General features: G+C 33.4%; 22 protein-coding genes. 3 read left to right on the top strand and 19 right to left on the bottom strand.

What is annotated here, in order from left to right; all coding sequences use genetic code 11:
• Positions 1-190: 190 nt before the first annotated feature.
• The 4 genes from RR561_RS01570 to RR561_RS01555 form a co-directional block, all read right to left on the bottom strand.
• Entirely contained in the window at positions 191-376 is a 186-nt protein-coding gene (locus tag RR561_RS01570; protein WP_146130756.1) for a hypothetical protein, read from the bottom strand.
• 331 nt (positions 377-707) lie between these two features.
• Entirely contained in the window at positions 708-1136 is a 429-nt protein-coding gene (locus tag RR561_RS01565; protein WP_242969015.1) for a nitroreductase family protein, read from the bottom strand.
• Positions 1137-1155: 19 nt separating this feature from the next.
• Positions 1156-1479, bottom strand: a complete 324-nt coding sequence (locus RR561_RS01560; RefSeq protein ID WP_242969014.1) for a ThuA domain-containing protein — start codon at positions 1477-1479, stop codon at positions 1156-1158.
• Between the two features lie 543 nt (positions 1480-2022).
• Positions 2023-2823 carry an SDR family NAD(P)-dependent oxidoreductase gene (locus RR561_RS01555; RefSeq protein WP_106776118.1) on the bottom strand — a complete coding sequence of 267 codons (801 nt, stop codon included), beginning with the start codon at positions 2821-2823 and terminating at the stop codon, positions 2023-2025.
• A gap of 268 nt (positions 2824-3091) precedes the next feature.
• On the opposite strand from RR561_RS01555, the gene RR561_RS01550 reads away from it, so the two are divergent.
• On the top strand, positions 3092-3274 hold the full coding sequence (locus RR561_RS01550; RefSeq protein ID WP_207654542.1) for a hypothetical protein: 183 nt from the start codon (positions 3092-3094) through the stop codon (positions 3272-3274).
• A 184-nt stretch (positions 3275-3458) separates the two neighbouring features.
• Here the strand turns inward: RR561_RS01550 and RR561_RS01545 are convergent, their stop codons facing one another.
• Positions 3459-3602 (bottom strand): sigma factor-like helix-turn-helix DNA-binding protein, encoded by a 144-nt coding sequence (locus tag RR561_RS01545; protein WP_330403896.1) that lies wholly within the window; start codon positions 3600-3602, stop codon positions 3459-3461.
• 229 nt (positions 3603-3831) lie between these two features.
• Between RR561_RS01545 and RR561_RS01540 the strand changes: the two genes are divergently transcribed.
• Positions 3832-4482, top strand: a complete 651-nt coding sequence (locus tag RR561_RS01540) for an IS3 family transposase (protein ID WP_332505826.1) — start codon at positions 3832-3834, stop codon at positions 4480-4482.
• A gap of 267 nt (positions 4483-4749) precedes the next feature.
• Positions 4750-5091, top strand: coding sequence for a helix-turn-helix transcriptional regulator (locus RR561_RS01535; protein ID WP_332505662.1), 342 nt, complete (start codon positions 4750-4752; stop codon positions 5089-5091).
• On the opposite strand, the gene RR561_RS01530 is transcribed toward RR561_RS01535, so the two are convergent.
• The 14 genes from RR561_RS01530 to RR561_RS01465 form a co-directional block, all read right to left on the bottom strand.
• The gene (locus RR561_RS01530) at positions 5055-5489 is read right to left on the bottom strand and encodes a PEP/pyruvate-binding domain-containing protein (protein ID WP_106776115.1); all 435 of its coding nucleotides are present in this window, start codon (positions 5487-5489) and stop codon (positions 5055-5057) included. The two genes, RR561_RS01535 and RR561_RS01530, sit on opposite strands and share 37 nt — an antisense overlap.
• 34 nt (positions 5490-5523) lie before the next feature.
• A complete protein-coding gene (locus tag RR561_RS01525) occupies positions 5524-6126 on the bottom strand; it encodes a TetR/AcrR family transcriptional regulator (RefSeq protein ID WP_106776114.1) in 603 nt (200 codons plus the stop codon).
• Between the two features lie 410 nt (positions 6127-6536).
• Positions 6537-6770: a DUF6429 family protein gene (locus tag RR561_RS01520; RefSeq protein WP_106776113.1), complete on the bottom strand. Its 234-nt coding sequence runs from the start codon at positions 6768-6770 to the stop codon at positions 6537-6539.
• 86 nt (positions 6771-6856) lie between these two features.
• Positions 6857-7009: a hypothetical protein gene (locus RR561_RS01515; protein WP_170062423.1), complete on the bottom strand. Its 153-nt coding sequence runs from the start codon at positions 7007-7009 to the stop codon at positions 6857-6859.
• Between the two features lie 44 nt (positions 7010-7053).
• The gene (locus tag RR561_RS01510) at positions 7054-7665 is read right to left on the bottom strand and encodes a virulence RhuM family protein (RefSeq protein WP_242969013.1); all 612 of its coding nucleotides are present in this window, start codon (positions 7663-7665) and stop codon (positions 7054-7056) included.
• A 91-nt stretch (positions 7666-7756) separates the two neighbouring features.
• Entirely contained in the window at positions 7757-8134 is a 378-nt protein-coding gene (locus RR561_RS01505; RefSeq protein ID WP_242969012.1) for a hypothetical protein, read from the bottom strand.
• Between the two features lie 126 nt (positions 8135-8260).
• Positions 8261-8791, bottom strand: a complete 531-nt coding sequence (locus RR561_RS01500; RefSeq protein ID WP_106776112.1) for a 2'-5' RNA ligase family protein — start codon at positions 8789-8791, stop codon at positions 8261-8263.
• A 423-nt stretch (positions 8792-9214) separates the two neighbouring features.
• Positions 9215-10519, bottom strand: a complete 1305-nt coding sequence (locus RR561_RS01495; RefSeq protein WP_106776111.1) for an McrC family protein — start codon at positions 10517-10519, stop codon at positions 9215-9217.
• Positions 10520-10535: 16 nt separating this feature from the next.
• Positions 10536-14186, bottom strand: a complete 3651-nt coding sequence (locus tag RR561_RS01490) for an AAA family ATPase (RefSeq protein WP_332505661.1) — start codon at positions 14184-14186, stop codon at positions 10536-10538.
• A gap of 54 nt (positions 14187-14240) precedes the next feature.
• Positions 14241-14522, bottom strand: coding sequence for a hypothetical protein (locus tag RR561_RS01485; RefSeq protein ID WP_106776110.1), 282 nt, complete (start codon positions 14520-14522; stop codon positions 14241-14243).
• 41 nt (positions 14523-14563) lie between these two features.
• Positions 14564-15184, bottom strand: coding sequence for a hypothetical protein (locus RR561_RS01480; RefSeq protein ID WP_332505660.1), 621 nt, complete (start codon positions 15182-15184; stop codon positions 14564-14566).
• Positions 15185-15262: 78 nt separating this feature from the next.
• On the bottom strand, positions 15263-15487 hold the full coding sequence (locus tag RR561_RS01475) for a helix-turn-helix domain-containing protein (RefSeq protein ID WP_106776109.1): 225 nt from the start codon (positions 15485-15487) through the stop codon (positions 15263-15265).
• A gap of 142 nt (positions 15488-15629) precedes the next feature.
• Positions 15630-16550, bottom strand: a complete 921-nt coding sequence (locus tag RR561_RS01470; RefSeq protein ID WP_332505659.1) for a recombinase zinc beta ribbon domain-containing protein — start codon at positions 16548-16550, stop codon at positions 15630-15632.
• A complete protein-coding gene (locus RR561_RS01465) occupies positions 16540-16968 on the bottom strand; it encodes a recombinase (protein WP_332505658.1) in 429 nt (142 codons plus the stop codon). The genes RR561_RS01470 and RR561_RS01465 overlap by 11 nt, the downstream gene beginning before the upstream one ends.
• Between the last annotated feature and the right edge of the window lie 12 nt (positions 16969-16980).

Genomic DNA, 16980 nt, shown 5'->3' with positions numbered 1-16980 from the left:
TCTAACTCAAAAGTAGATTCAAAATCACGGAAATCATTTTTTACTTAACTTACTTTTCTATCCTTGACATCAACACTACCGTCTCAACATGCCTTGAGAAGTCAATAAAGATGTCGTAGGTTGATATTACCCCCTTGGCGTCAGATTATATTTTCAACAATCCTAACATTCAACCATTTTTATAAAATATCTACATAAATTCTATCATTGCCTTATAAATCAAAGTATTTCCTTGCCCATTCATGTACTCAAGCCACTGTTCCAATTCATTGACTAGCCCATAGCTGTCACCATCTGGTTCATACAGGAAATCACTGGTTTTTTTGGTAATACCTGGAATCATATAATCTATCGAAGTAAATACACACTCCTCCATTAAAAGTCTATCTCGGCAATAGAGTATAAGACTGCCTTTCCACCTAGTATTATCCTATCACCCTGATACTCGCAATATAATGTGCCACTTCTTTGAGATGACAGTAATGATGTCGTAAGGATATAGTATCCCCTTGGTGAAAAGATGTATTGCTAAAAAATTGTCTGGTATAACCCATTTAATTGTACTTATTGAAAAATACAATTTTCTCTAAATCTTTTTTCTTCCTACAAGTTGTCTCCTTCTCGGGATAGCCGAAGGCTATGATTTCTGATGGAATATGATTGTTAGGTAACCCTAACAGTTCCCCCAGCATCTTAACATCAAAATGCTATATCCATGTTGAACCAGTGCCATACTCAAGGGCTTGAAGTACCATATGAGTACCAGGTATTTTGGTTTGATGCTCCTCAAGATTGAGACAGGAGAACAAATCTTTATCCATATTTTCAATTTCTTTTTCCCAATGTGGGAATCGAGACTTATGGATATCTCTTTCTCCACGTTCATCCTCAACTAATCTAGTTACCAATACTATTAATAAAGGAGCTGATCTAATCCACTTTTGACTGTAAGTAATATCAGCAACGATGTCAATCACATTCCTATCAGTTATCACTCCAAAGATCCAAGGCTGTTCGTTTCCTCCAGAAGGCGACAATCTCCCTGCTTCAAGTATTGATTCTATTATATCATTTGATATTTCTCGACACCTAAAATTTCTTATACTTCTTCGCTTTATTAGTAAATCTTTTAACATATTCATACCATCCTTATAATTAAATAATTTTTTCTGCACACCAATCTATTCCATTTAATATCATTTCTAAGCTTTCTTCGCTAAATAATTCTTCCACTGTATGTGCTAAGGCTGTATAAAAAACTCTTCCCTGCCCATAGTTTCTAGTCCAAGCTATAGGCATATCTATGCCTGAAAAGTTTCCAAATGCCAGCACATCATTTGTAGGGTCACTCTGTAGGAAGTATTTTTCACTATGAATTATAAAGTCATTTTGCTCTTTGGTAACAACATTATTCTTATTTACTATCTTAATTTGATAGTCTTCCGATTTGGTATCATAAAGATAGAATCCCCCTATCATCTCATAGTATCTTTCTTGTTCAAACCAATTAATTCCTCCGTGAAAGGTAGCCAGACCTGTATATTTAAGTCGTGATCATAGAATAATTGCACATTTTACTACCTGTTTTATTTCGCTTATCATATATCGTCTCCTTGAAAAAAAATTGGGGAAAAATATACATGCCATGAAATTCTATCTATAAAGCAAACGAAAAATATTTTATAGAAACCAAAAAAAATATTAGACACTTTTAAAATATATAACAACCCTGAAATTTATTGTAATTACAATAGGTTTCAGGGTTTTATTGTCTCACAACTGTCAAAGATGAGATATACTTAACTTATTTTCAAATCAATAATAAAATAAAACTTAATTATTGTTTAATTAATAAGAAGTATTTAATTAAAAAGTAAGGTGAATGTATGCCTTTACCTTATTTTGTGTATTTAGACTAAGTAGGTTAAATTATTTATTTACCTTTTTTAATATTCGGTATAAAAAAAGAGCTACCTCACGGTAACTCTTATCAATAAATTATACTATTAACCTAGCTATTTCTTACCAAGTTTTTGAGCCGGCTTCTCTAAACTGAGCTACAGTTGGCGCATGAGCATTGCTTCCACCATCTACGTTTAAAATTTGACCTGTAATATACTCACTTTCGTCAGAACCTAAAAACAGAGCAAGGTTTCCAATATCCTCAGGATTACCATATCTGTTAACAAGAATATTGCTCATGAATATATCTATTAACAACTGAGGTAGTTGCTCCTTGTTCTCAGGTGTTACAATAAGACCTGGGCGAATGCAGTTGCAACGAATATTTTCCTTTCCATACTGTACGGCAGTAGATTCAGTTAAAAGATTTACACCTGCTTTTGCAGAAGCATATGCTGAAGTTCCTAAGTCTCCTGCACAAGAAGCCATAGAACCAATGTTTATAATGGAACCTTTTCCATTTGCTCTCATGTGAGGAATCGCTTCCTTAGTTGCTATAAATACACTTCTTAAATCACTTTCCATTATAGCATCCCACATTTCAGTGGTAAGCTCTTCAATTGTCCCATCAGCAAGGGTTACATTGGCAGCATTATTTACCAAAATATCTAATTTACCATATTTATCGACAACACCTTGAAGTAAATCTTTTATAGATTCAGGTTTAGTGATGTCACTATATAAATATGCCGCTTCTCCGCCTTCTTTAGTAATGGCATCAACAACAACTTGTCCTTTTTCTTCTCTTCTTCCAGTAACAACAACCTTAGCACCTTCTCTTGCAAACACCTTTGCGATTCCAATACCAATACCACTTGTTGAACCTGTTACCAATGCAACCTTACCTTTTAATCTGTCCATAATTACATACCTCCATGTTCATTACTGTTTTTGTGTATTTTAAGGATTAACAGAAAGTTAATCTAGTATATATAGTATACATTAACTAAGATTGTTAATCAATAAGCAATTTAAAAATTGTTTGACTTCTCGGGTCTTTGACAGTTGACCATAAAAATAATCGCTAAAGTCATTGAGATGGCTTTATTTTTTTGTCAAACTTAAAAAACAATTCTTGCGTAGTTTATCGTAATCTGTTGTAATGTAATAGATTGGAGGTTCTACCATTATGAGACTATATTTTTCTAAATCAAAAAATGCTACTTCTCTTTATGTAATTAAAGATATTGTAGAAGGAAATAAATGGACTACTAAAATTGTTGAAAAACTTGGCACCCTTAAGGATCTAGAGGAAAAATTAAATGGTCAAGATTCTATTGAATGGGCAAAGAAATATAAAGAAATATATTGATGGATTAAATAAGAAGAAAAATGAACAAAATAGGGATGTTCTTGTGAAATATAATCAATCAAAGCAAATTGATAAGAATATTCAACGGTCTTTTAATGGTGGATATCTATTCTTACAACAAATTTATCATGCTCTAAGATTACATAAAGTTTGCCATGATATTTCCGATCATCGGCCCCTGTAATTATTTTTTTGCTCTGTAAAAAACTAGTCTAGCCCAACCATCAGTTTTCCCAAACAATTCACCGATTTGTGAGAATGGCAGTTCTCCGAACACTCGTAAAGTAAAAACCTCTTTATATGGCTCATTCAGATTATGAAGTTGCACATGCAATCGCCGAGCGACGTCCTTTTCGAGATATGGTGTTAGTATATAGGTATGGACACTAAATAAGGTTTTATATATACTCAAACTAAGGAAGGAAGTTTCCGTAAAATATCTAAAAGAAAAATCTATACAGATGAATTTAAAACAATGATTGCCGAATTAGTAATATCAGGACAAGCACCAAAGGATGTAGCCAGTGAATATAGCATAAGTGTAACAGCAGTAAGAAATTGGTTATGAAAAGATTAGTATTAAACGAGTCCAAAGGCATATGAAATATCTTGGCATAAAATCTATTGTAATAAAGAAATATAAACCCTATAAATCCAAGAATAAGGTATATGATAAAGGTGAAAACCTGTTAAATAGAGACTTTTCAACAACTAAAATAAATGAAAAATGGGCAGCTGATATTACCTATATACATTCTATAAAAGATGGATGGACTTACTTAGCATCGATCTTAGATTTGCATACTCAAAAAATAGTAGGATATAGTTATTCAAAGACCATGGATACATCTATAGTATTAAAGGCATTAGACAATGCCATAGCAATACAAAAGCCTGATAAGGTTCTAATTATACACTCAGATAGGGGTTCGCAATATACATCTAATGAATATCGTGAAGCTGTAGAATCCAGTGCATTTAAATTATCATACAGTGCCAAAGGCTGTCCCTATGATAATACCTGCATAGAGAGCTTCCATGCATTACTGAAAAAGGAATGTGTATACCTGAATACATTTATAGATTATGACCATGCCAATCTAGTGTTATTTCAGTGCATTAAAGGATTTTATAATAGAAAAAGAATTCATTCATCAATTAACTATATGACACCAGATAAGTTTGAACAAATATGTAGAGCAGCATAGTTTGATTTAGACTTTAAGCCAGAAGTAGGTGTTAGCGACCCAACGGGGCTTGATAAGTAAATGCTACAATATCCCATTACCAGGCAAAACATAGCTTACTTTTAGTTTATGGCCTACGGGTGATAAATCACAAGCATTTATGTTTGGATTGCTAATGATGGCGGGAATTCAATAAAAACCTAAATTTCTGTCCAAAGTATTGACATAGATCCACTCATATTCAAGACTAAAGGTTGAACTGTAAAATGTAGCAGGGTGAACTAAAATATGAAGAAAAAAGTTGAAAAATACGATTTCAAAGCTTTGGGTCAAGCTATAAAGGAAGCAAGAAATACAAAGGGAATGTCGAGAAATCAATTAGCAGATAAAATGAACATTGCACCTCAATATATTGCATCTATTGAAAATAGTGGACAGCACCCAAGCCTGCAAGTTTTTTATGAACTTGTTACCATTTTAGATGTGTCTGTAGACCAACTCTTTTTTCCGAATAAAAAGGCGGAAAATCCAACACGGTGCAGACAACTTGAAAGCCTACTTGATGAAATAGATGACAAAGATTTAACCATTAGTCAACCTTTAATACAATGTAGAAAAGAAATAGGGTAGGTTTCATGTTGACCTGCAAAAGAAGCTCCTGGCAAATCCTCGGCAGTACCGGAGGAACGAACGGCAACAGGGGTAGTCCCCAAATGGTTGTAGGAAAATATGATTTCTTTTTCTATTTCGCTTGGAATGACACCTTTAACAAATAATTCACTAATCTTTTGTGATACCGCTTCAAGCCCGTTAGTATCACTTGGGTCGGTACTATCAAGTAGTGCAGTGATAGAATCACTGATTTCATTATCATTCATATACTGTTTATAAGCATCGGTGGTAACGTGGAAACCATCCGGCACAGGTATACCAGCCTCAATTAGCTTAGAAAGTGACATTCCTTTTCCACCAACGTTTTCAAGTGTCGCTAGTTCATCAAAAAGTGGCAAAGTATATATTTTATTCATTTATAAAACCTCCTTTGCAAGTATTTGAAGTTTTTTATTTATTTGTATTTTCTATGCCATATAAAAAAATGTTCATGGCTTCTTCCAACATTTCTTCCATAGTTCCGGTTAGTCGGGAAGTATAGGCGATAGAAATCATAGAATTTATAAGTAACTTTGTTGCTAGTAGTGAGTTAGTTTCTCGGAATAACCCTAAATTTATCCCCTTATCTATGACAGCCTGTATGATACTTTGATATTGATGCCTGACATCATGCAATCGCTTTTGGTATGGTTTTTCCAAATAACTTACTTCCGCATTCAACCATCCGATTAAGTGCTTGTTTTCCTTTGTGTAGGCTAGATCATTTCGCATAATCTCACGCAATGACTCATCCGGTGGCAAGTCTGATGCGGATATTTTTTTAGTTTTCTCAACAACGGCAACCATTGTTTCTTCAAATGCAAACACTACTATTTCATCTTTAGATTCAAAAAAATCATATATACTTGATTTTCCCATGCCAAGAGCTTTCGAGATTTCACGCATGGATGTTTTACGAAAACCCTTTTTTGCAAAAAGCTGTAGTGTAGTGTTTTTTATTTCACGTCGGCGTTCCAATTGCTGCTCTGGTGTCAGTATGGTTCCCTTAGCCATTTTACTCATCTCTGTTACGATATAATTATCTTAGCTTTTATCACCCATTAGTGAATTATGTATAAATGATATACAGCTATTTTCAAAAATATATTTTTTACCATTTCTTGCTTTTATAAGCTTTTTACCTTTAAAATCCTTTCAACCTGCCTTGAGAGGTCAATAATGATGTTGTAGGGAGATATTACCCCCTTTGTTGGTAAGGTGTATCCCTTAGAAAAAGCTTTAATATCCACTTAGAAAATATAAAACTTTGGTATCTTATTTACTAATTTTGACTCTCTATAATTTCTTTTCAAATAATTCAGCCATACTATATATTTTTCAATTATTTCAAATTGTAAGCAACAAAACCCTCAAAATATATCTTTTGAAGGCTTTATTCATTACAATTTATATTTCTATGATTATTACCAATCCTTTATATTATATTTATTCAAAAGACTTTGTGCTAATCTTATACCTTCTTCAGTTATTGCAACAGACTTGGAACGATAACTCCCCTGCATAATATAATCCTCTTCATCCAACTCATTAATAATATCAAAATTGTACCCTTTCCAAGTCATATCCATGCTTAAATCAAAACAGTTGCCTTCATTAAATCTTGATAAATACATTAATATAATTGTCAATTCTTTCATTGCTTTTTCCGGAGTTGTTTTATCTACTTTAAAATCCTCCCTTTACTATGCAATTCATATGCATGTTTTTGCAACCCAATTTATAGTTATAACATCATTTTATTAGAAACTTTTGTAGCACTCCATCCCAGGCTCTTTGCCCATGCACGAGCACTAAATACTTCTTCCTTATCTTCTCCTTCATAGATAGTTCCTAGTAAATCTGCAAATCCACTTAATCCCCCAACATCATCAAGCACGGATATACCTACTTTATTAATACAAACTGGTTTATGCTTACTTATTACAATATCTTCTGCTTCTCCAAGTTCATACTCATCAATAATATTGTTCTTAAGAAGGTCTTCACAATCTTTGTATCTTCTGTAGCAGGATTATAATCGACAGATAAACTATATATATCTTTAATCTTCTGATAAAATCTTTTTTCTGATGCCCTAATATCACGTATTCTTTCTATTAGTTCATCAAAATAATCATCACCAAATTTTTTAGGGTTTTTTAACCTTTCATCATTCATTACAAATCCTTTTTTCATATATTCCTTTAAAATTTTACTTGTCCAATTTCTGAATTGAATCCCCACATTGGAGCGAACCCTATAACCTATAGCTAGAATCATATCAAGATTATAGAATTTTATATCTCTTGTAACCTCACGACCACCTTCATTTTGAACTATTCGGAATTCCCGAATAGTTGAATCTTCTTGTAATTCTTCATCTGAAATAATATTTTTAATATGTTCATTGATAGTATTTACATTTCTCCCATATAATTGTGCAATATTTTTTTGTGTAAGCCATATAGTACCATCTTCCATATAAACATCTATCTTAGTTTCGCCTTTTTCAGTTTGATAAATTAGAATTTCACCTTTTTGATTTATATTCAAAACCAAACCTCCCTAATGTTTATTATCTTCAGACAATTTTTTTTGCTTTTACTTTATTATATAACATTTTCTTATCCAATTCATCAAACTATTAGAATTTTTTTTTATGATTTTGATTTAAAAATACTTCACCTTTAAAATTATTTGTTAAATTCTTTAATCTTTCTTTTAAAAAATAATTATTTATCTTTCCAAAGCATACTCTGACTAGATTCGTATATCTACATCTATCCACATTAATTTTCAAATCCGAACCAATGTATCCACATTTATGCCAGCTATTGTTAACATTACAATTGCATTCTCTAGCACCTCCTTCGCAGTTAAAATAATTATTGATCACTATACCACTTCTCCTTGGCTGGAAATTAGGAACCATAACCATCAATTGCTCTATTCCTTCCAAGGATGTTCCATACATAAATAATTTTGACATTGTTCTCATTTCTCTCTTTCTGTTTTTAGACATAAAAAAAAGAGGCACCACCTTTATGTTTACTACTCATTATAATTTTAGTATTCAAGATTATATAATATAATTAACAACAACCTACTGATGTACATTATATAAATATTGTTATTTAATAATTTATTATTATTTCCCTGAAAGTTTAACAGTATATAATCTATTCAAAGGAATTTTATCAACCATGTAGATTGAAATTGTATCAAGTATGAATTCATCCGATAACTTAGTTCCCATGATTTCTTCTACTTCTTTGTCGGATATAGGAGTTCTGCTTCTTAAGGTACAATATGGCCTATATGGAAATTTATTAGGCTTAAATTTAATACCAGATTTTATTATTTCTTCGTGTAACAATCTAAATCTCTCTTCGTTCTTTAGGGTAAATACAAATAAGTCTGTACCAGGAAACCTTAATACTTCTTCAAATGAAGCAAGTATTGGACTTGTGTTCATTGCTATGTTTTTTATCGTATTAAAAACTACCTCCTTATCTTGTCCAGGTTCAATTACCCCAACACCACTTGAACCAGCCACAGTTATTTCAACCGGTAATGAGGCCCTCAGTGTATCTTTATGATAGTCTCTAATATCATATATTTTTTCTTTTACTGGACTTGGTAAATCAAGAACTATATATGATTCATGTTGAAAATCCATTTAATACCCCCTGATCTTTTAACTTTACTTCGATATAACTTATTCTATAGTATATAATTCCCTTATCAATATATCAATCAAATATAACCATTTCCTCCCCAAATATGCCCTATTTAAAAGGGTCAAAAACCGGTGAAAAGACACCGTTTTTTGACCCAAATTCTACCCTCAAACCACCATATGTTGTGGTCATTCTCTATTATTTCCCCTCATCACCACAATACGTCATCAGAATTACTGCTTCAACGTGCCTTGAGAGGACTTTATAGCTATTTAGTCAATTTTTTGAGACCAATTTTTGTCCCATTTTTATCGAGATGCATATTAGGGAACATATCCAAGATTGACTGTCGTTTGGGGGAACTTATCAACTACCTATTTTCTAGGTGCTGGTCATGTTCACTTGTAACCCACTATAATTTATTATTCTACTTCTAATATGCTTTTTAATTTCGCGAGGCTTAACTCAATATCTGCTACATCAACAAAAAACAAATTTACAGTCGTCCCATCACCGCTATCGAATTTTATATGACTCGTATTTCTCATTTCGTCGTTAATCGGGTACAACAACCATATTTCAGCTGTTTCATATTTTTTGGAATAAGCATACATCTGATACATATCACTTTGAGAAATCCCATAATTGACTCTTTCATTATTAATAAGATTTTTCCACTTAGTATCCAGAATTATTGTACGATCATTCCTTCTAAGAACAATATCAGGTCGTAATGCAAATTGTCTTCTCGGTTCTACAAACAGATAATGCCCTTTATCTTGACTTGATATTTCCCAGCCACTTGGCCGAAATGCTTTTTTCATTTGTTGGGCTACATAACTTTCATATACACTTTCCATTGGAAACAGTAAAGCTCTTGATGTTGTAGCACCAGAAAAGGTAGTAAAACTCTTATTCATTAGAAATACTTTTGACCATTGCATTAACATTTCATAGTCTTTTGTATTCCTATCTATAACTACTTTAGAAAAATCCTTTTGATAATTTACAGATGATTCAACCAACTCAAAAGCAGTAAGTAACTGTCTTATCTCTTTTGAATTTTCTGCACTGGTAGTTATTTTCTGCAGTTTTTCTAAAGTTGATTTCACCAGCTTATTTTCTGGCCTATTCATTAAGAACTCTTCATACCCAACATAAAAACGTTCTTTATGCACTAAATTGTTACGTAAATGCTGTCCTACCAGAAGCTTTCCCTTGTAATACCGCAGATTATCCTCTTGAGAAATATAAGCTGACTTAATGCCTCGTTTCACCAAATGACGAACTTCCTGTAGATACATATTAATAAAAATTTCATATAGATTCATATGATCTATTTTAAGACTGGCGTCATTAAAAACCTTACTTGGAAAGTCTTTCATGCTACGTAACATGCGCAGAAAAACTCTCTTAGTCTTAACATTTCCTGGATCTTCTCCATCTCCAAATGAAATCTTTGGTAGAACTTGAACCTGAAACCCATCCTTCATCTGAATTAGACCAACATAATTCTTGATGGTAATTGTCTCACCAACATTTCTTCGATACCCTATACGCATAAAATCTAATACATCTGCATTTTCTTTACTTCCCGAAAATTCATAGATAAACGTTTCTATGTTATCAAATTCCTTTTTAATGAGGTACTTGTATTTATTTTCATTCTTATAATCACTATTGCAGATAATTGAATCATATTCTCTTACCTCAAACGGTTTACCCATGTTTTCTCACCACACTTTACAGTATCTCTATATAGCTTTGAATATTGGACAATGCTTCTTTATTAATAGAATATTTCTTTTCTGGCAAATCTATAATATCTTCAACATTACCTTTGAAAATATTCTTTGCAATCACTTTTTCATCTTTTATAAATTTCAAGTCAGGATTTTCTTTACCATCATCACCCAGGATCATCTGGATTTTTTGGTAGTCTTCATAAAAGTACTCCTGTAATAAAGGAATTACTGATTTTTCAAAAATACATTTCAATCGTTCAATTGAAGCGTCATCCTTTAAATCTGTAAAAAATGCATGGCCAATTGTATGCTCTCTATCATACAAAAAACCAATTCTTTCATTGATTACATCAAGCATATCTGCTACATTTAGATCTCCAACCTTGTCTGCTCCTATGGAACGTAATATTTCCGTTTCAGGCATCATTTCTAAAAAGCTAAATCTTCTTCTTAGTGCTGTATCCATCAGAGCAATGGATCTATCAGCAGTATTCATCGTTCCAAGTATATAAACATTTTTAGGTATACTAAAAGGATCCCCTGAATAAGGTAGTACAGCTTCAGTAGCTTCTGGCATTCCTTCTCGCTTTGTACACTCTATAAGGGTGATCAATTCACCAAAGATTTTTGATATATTTCCTCTATTAATTTCATCTATTATAAATACATATGGTTTCTCATTTTGCTCAATTTCAGTGTTATATAGATCAGAGTTATATTTTTTTGCTAAGGAGACGATGTCACTAACCTGCATGGCTGGAACACGGGCAACGGTCATCCTATGCAACATCCTATTCATATTAATGTCTTTTATATCTTCATCTATATGTGTTGCTAGCCACATTACATCTCTTGTAGTTGCATCATCTTCGCTATCAAGAGAATATGCTTCATCTTTTGTGATAACGGCAATACCATTTATCTTACTTCTCGAACCATTTGTAGTTATAATAATGTCACCAAGTTTCATGTCATTAACAAATGCTGAAGCACCTTTACTCTCTATCCCCCAATCAATACGTACACGATTATTCTTAAAGCAGTCTTCACTAACAGAAGTACGCACTGTTGCTTTCCATACCGATGCATCTTCTGGTATATCAAATTTATCCATTTTCACTTTTGTTTTCTTTGCAGTTTCACAGAATCTTTTAAATATGCCTGGCACAACTTTATAAGATACATCTCCGCTACCATCAGAACGTTCATCTGAGATCACAGGTTTAATACCTTCAATAAACTCTTCGTACCCATATGATTGATGAAATGTAGTGAACACAATACGTTGCTCATTCTTTAACTCATTGTAACGTTTCATGACAGCATCATAATCGGTTAACTCATCCAAAGACTTATTGTCACAAATTGCTACTGCATATGTGGCAGAATGATATGTCTTTCCGGTTCCAGGAGGTCCATATAGTATTAGATTTTTATCATACTCAATGTCTTGAGCTTCCAAATTGGTTAGATCCATTTTTGATAAGTTCATCTCTTCTAATGCCTCCTTTAACTCATCCCTAAGCTTCCATGAATATCTTTTATTCCCATCTTCTATGACATTTCTTCCCACAAAAGGAATTGGAAAATATCTATTTTTTTCTCCATCCGGGCATGGTGTGACGTGATCGATTGCATCTACAATTTTCTTGCCATAATTGCTTCCTCTCATATTGTATGATGAAGCAGTGTTACCATGCCTTGTAGCGAGATTCGCACATGTTGATTCTCCTCCCTCTAGAAGCATGCACTTGAACATTTTTAAATCTTCTTTACTAGTGATTCCTTCGTCTAATAAAATATTTAACCATTCATCTTTACTAATATTGGGATTATATTCTTCTAAACTTGGCCAGTATGTTATATTTTCGATTCCTAGAACGTGCTCATAGTAAGGGATCAATGATTCAATCGCCTCAAACATTACATTTTCATAATCATCATTGGTTAATTCATCCACCCACTCTTGGACTCTACAAAGTTGAACTTTTTTATAAACACCATCAGCAATTTTCTGATTTATTTCATCTACAGATTCACTTAAAACCTTTGTGGCACCAAATTCATTACTTCCAGAAACATAAACAAGAGAGTTTTCTTTATCAACTGGCAAATCCAAAAAACTATGATATTTTTTCATCTGATACTTATCCGAACTGTCATTCTTTATTTCCAAACTAAAACGATACCTACTTTTATTAGTTTCATCAGATAACTCTACAAAGATCGAGATACTAATAGGATTATCCCCATACTGTCCATATTTCATCTGGGCCCTTAGATATCTTCTTGTTTTTGTGTTTGAGCCGTCAAGCCATGACATGGGTTCACATTTATCTAACCCAAACCGTTCGTTACAAATAGCAACCATTTTTTTCATTTCAGCTACTGTAGCCTGACCTTTATGTTTAATTTCTAGTAAACGTTGTTTTTCTTTCTCTTCAACACCTTGAGCTTCAGGATTTGAGTAAGGAATATCTCGGTTGTTATCCAAATAATCAAGAACACCAATATAGTCAATATCTGTCTGTGAGTGTTCTTTTCCTATGTTCCAAGCAGCCATATCAAAAATTCTATAATTCTTTATATTAAATTTTTCGTCTCTGTATTTTTTTACTTGGCGACAGTTCCTTATATAAGTATGTACTTCTGTTTTCTTATCTAGATCAATTCCAAGATAAACGTATATATTGTCAGAACCCATATTGCTATTGAAAATAGGAAATGTAAATGGTTTTAAGCAGTGTAATACCATTGATGCAGATGCGGCTTTCATACCATGATATTTTTTATCCAACACTTTTTCAAATCTATCGAAAATCTGATCATCATCTTCAATATCAAGTATGTCTACACAGGCTTTTATAAATTTTTGAGGAGAATCTTTATCTGTCTTTCCCTTAAATGAAAAAAAACCAGTGCCAAACATTCCAAAAGACCCATCACTATTTGTATACTCTTTGTTTTGAGCTCTTTTCCAAATAAGATCAAGTAAGGCCTTAAGTTTCTCTTTACTTTTTCCAGGAAGATTACTAGAATCAATAATTTTCTTCTTTGATAAGACTTTGTGCTTCCATGTACCTACCGTCATAAGATAAACAAGATTTAAGTCATTGTAATCACAAACACTTAGATCATCCATTTCTGAATAAGCCCTTATAGTTTCTCTAACGAGCTCATAAGTACCATCGTGTTTATCAGGATCCATTTCTTCAGAATCCCTTAATTTTTGAATCAAGTCCATGTATGTTTTCAATTGTACAGGAAGTCGTATTGGACTCTGTGGTGAAGAAAATCCATAATTCTCTAATATCTTTCTAGAAAATAATGTTTCTGGAAATTCCTCTAACATTTCCAGTTCCATGTATCTTCCATAAGTTCCGTCAAATTCCCCTGAAACGTCAAATTTACTATCATCAATATCCGGCTGTTTCATATTAACTTTATTTGCTCTGCATTTAAAACGTACCGCTTGGATTGTGTCAGAAACGTAAATATAAACGATATCACCTTCAGAAATATTCGTACTCTGTTTCCAATCTACTTTACCTAGTTCATGAAAAGCACCAACTACATTATACTTTTTAGGATTTCCAGAAATAATCCATTCTGTTATTATGTTATCTCTCATGGTCTCATCTTTTCCCATCTAAACACCCCTTCAATTAAATTTTATTCTAAATTTGTTTATTCGGTCCTTCTATTAAGTATCCAGATCTAGCTGATCATATTGATAATACTTAGATAAATCAATATAGTTTTCATAAACTGCCTCCCGAATAATTGAATCTAAAATTTTCTCATCATCATGATATATGTTAATTGTTTCCCGATCGCTTGCATCAAATAGATGAAAAAACACTACATATGACCCCATAAATGAACTGTAACTTTTTTCAATGTATTTTATTTTTTTCTCCCATTTTTTATAATATGTAAGAACGATTAATTCCTCATTTTGTGGATAATATAACTTACATTCCAAATATTTGCCTCCTTTCAATTTGAGCCAAATAAATTGTAAACCTACTCATCATCTTCTTCCTCCCCAGCTTCCTCAATACCAAATAGCATCTGGAACTTATCGAAGTTATAAGGGTATGAGTTGTCACCATTAAATCTTACTGGCTTATAGCCATTGTTGTATTCAAATTCTAACTCCCATTGGGTACCATCACATACCGTGTATCCGAAGCGTTCAGTAGAATATCGTCTACGCCATTCACCAATGTGAAGATCCTTAAGTACATCAATAAAAGTGTCCTTTCTAAAAGGCTCTTCGTTATACTCATCCCATAGCGAGAGTAGTTTTTCACCTTCCCATATTTTTGTATAGGCTTTCAATCCATCTGTTAGTTCTACAACATAGCTCCGGTAGCCTCCAAAGAAGCCTCCGATGCTAAATGTAATCTTGCAGATTGCATCTATATTCGCATTAAAGTCAGCAGCCTTTTGTTCTGATTTTGATAAGGTATAAGTCCCACTAGCTTCAGCATAGGCTTGTCTCGCTCTTTCCAGGTATTCACGAGTACAGTGCAGACGCGTATCTTCACTCGGATGCACGATTTCTTTAATGCCATATTCAGGGCTTTCCATCGTATTTTTAAGGCGACCTATTTCTTGCTTAAGTCCCCGGATCGTCGACACTATCTGTTCTCTAGTTTTTCCTTTAAGGTACTCTTCATAATAACTTTCTGGACTGATCATCATATCAGGCCACCTCCTTTACTCATTACCAGTCTTTATTTCATTGCCATCAGGCAAAGTGAATACCTGCTCAAATTTAATATCCAAGGCGTCAGCTATGGCCTTCAACTCATCCAAGGTTACTGTTTCTCGTTGTAATTTTTTATTGAAATTCTGTGGAGTCTGTCCGATACGTCTAGCAAGTTCGGAAACACTTATATTCATTTGCTCACACAGTTCTTTAATCATTTCTGCCGTAGTCATACAGCACCTCCAAGTTTACGCTAAGAATATTATAAACCATTTGGTTGATAAACACAATAGTTATTAAAATATTATTATAATCAGCAAGCATAAGAAAACCCACAACTCTACTTCAGAGTCATGGGCTATTTACTTCTGTTTTTCATATTTCCATTTCAATACCAGATTTAAAGGATATGACGAAGTGGTCTTCATAGACTGTAACGTTCTGGATTATCTTCCTTACAAGCTTATCGTCATATTCTAAGGTGCGGAATTTGTTCTTGCGGATAAATTCAATCAACTCATTGATTCGCTCGTTCTCGCCACTAAGGGAGGCATCTTCTACTAAAAGGGTCTGTCGCTTGTCTCTCAGCTCATCAATCTCTTCTGCCAAGTGTTCATAGTCTTGCCCCTTATTAGCCAGCTTGATGAGTTCTTTTTGTTTTTCCTCTAGTGAGTTGTTAATCTCTGAAATTTGGTATTCTGTGGTTTCGCCAATCACCGCATGAATATTCTCTTCCAGTGTCTTTATCATATTGTTCCCACCTGCAAGCAGCTTATTAATTGCGGTCATTACAGCACCGTAGAGCTCATCTTCTTTTACGGTTCGGTTCTTACAAACTTCAGGACCTTGCTCGATTCTAGTCACACATCGCCAGACAAATTCTTTTCTTCCGTGGATATTCCAATAGACCCGTCTATAAATATCGCCACAATCTCCACAGAAGGTGATGGCACTTAATGCGTACTTACTACTATAAATTCGTTTGTTCTTGCCTTCTCCTGTGTAGATATTGCTTCTTCGATGAATTTCCTCCTGAACTTGCAAGTATAATTCTTTGGGAATAATCGATTCATGGCTATTTTCAACATAATACTGGGGAAGATGTCCTTCATTTTTCTTTTTAATAAATTCAGTATAGTGCTCTATTTGCACATCGTAGCTGCTGGACTGTTCTTCACTATCTGTGGAAACTCTGCAATATGCAGCTACTCTTAGTTTAGGTATTTCATCTTTATTACCGTTATTACCAGATCGCTTCATTGATGGAATAATAACTACATTCCTATTAGGTATCATTTGAATGCTCCTTTCTTCTTATTAAGCCATAAACATATTCAGCTTGAGTAAAAGGGTCTTCATAATCTTCATCTATAGAACCTATAGTAAAATCAAACTCTTGCTCTGGCTTTTCTTGCTCTTTACTTTCATATACTCTGCCTAGCTTCCTGGCTCTTTTTTGCCTTTCAATTTCCGCCTGTTCAAATATTTCTTTGTCAACTATGGCTGGGTAAAATCCATCTCCTAGATACTTTTTGTTTCTTAGCATATTTCCCGCTGTCCCATGGTAAGCATTAATACCTGCCTTCTTAGCTGCAGCACTTAAGGATAGTCCAGATAAATATTCCTTAAAAAAGGCTTGTATCCTATTAGCTTTTTCCTCATCAATAAAAGCTGCACCATTTTCTATCTTGTATCCATAAGGTGTATGTCCCATAAACCTCACATC

It is taken from the genome of Peptostreptococcus sp. (genome assembly GCF_036639115.1).
Classification (GTDB): domain Bacteria; phylum Bacillota; class Clostridia; order Peptostreptococcales; family Peptostreptococcaceae; genus Peptostreptococcus.
Note: the sequence above shows the minus strand (reverse complement) of the source record. Positions and strands in the feature narration are given on the sequence as shown.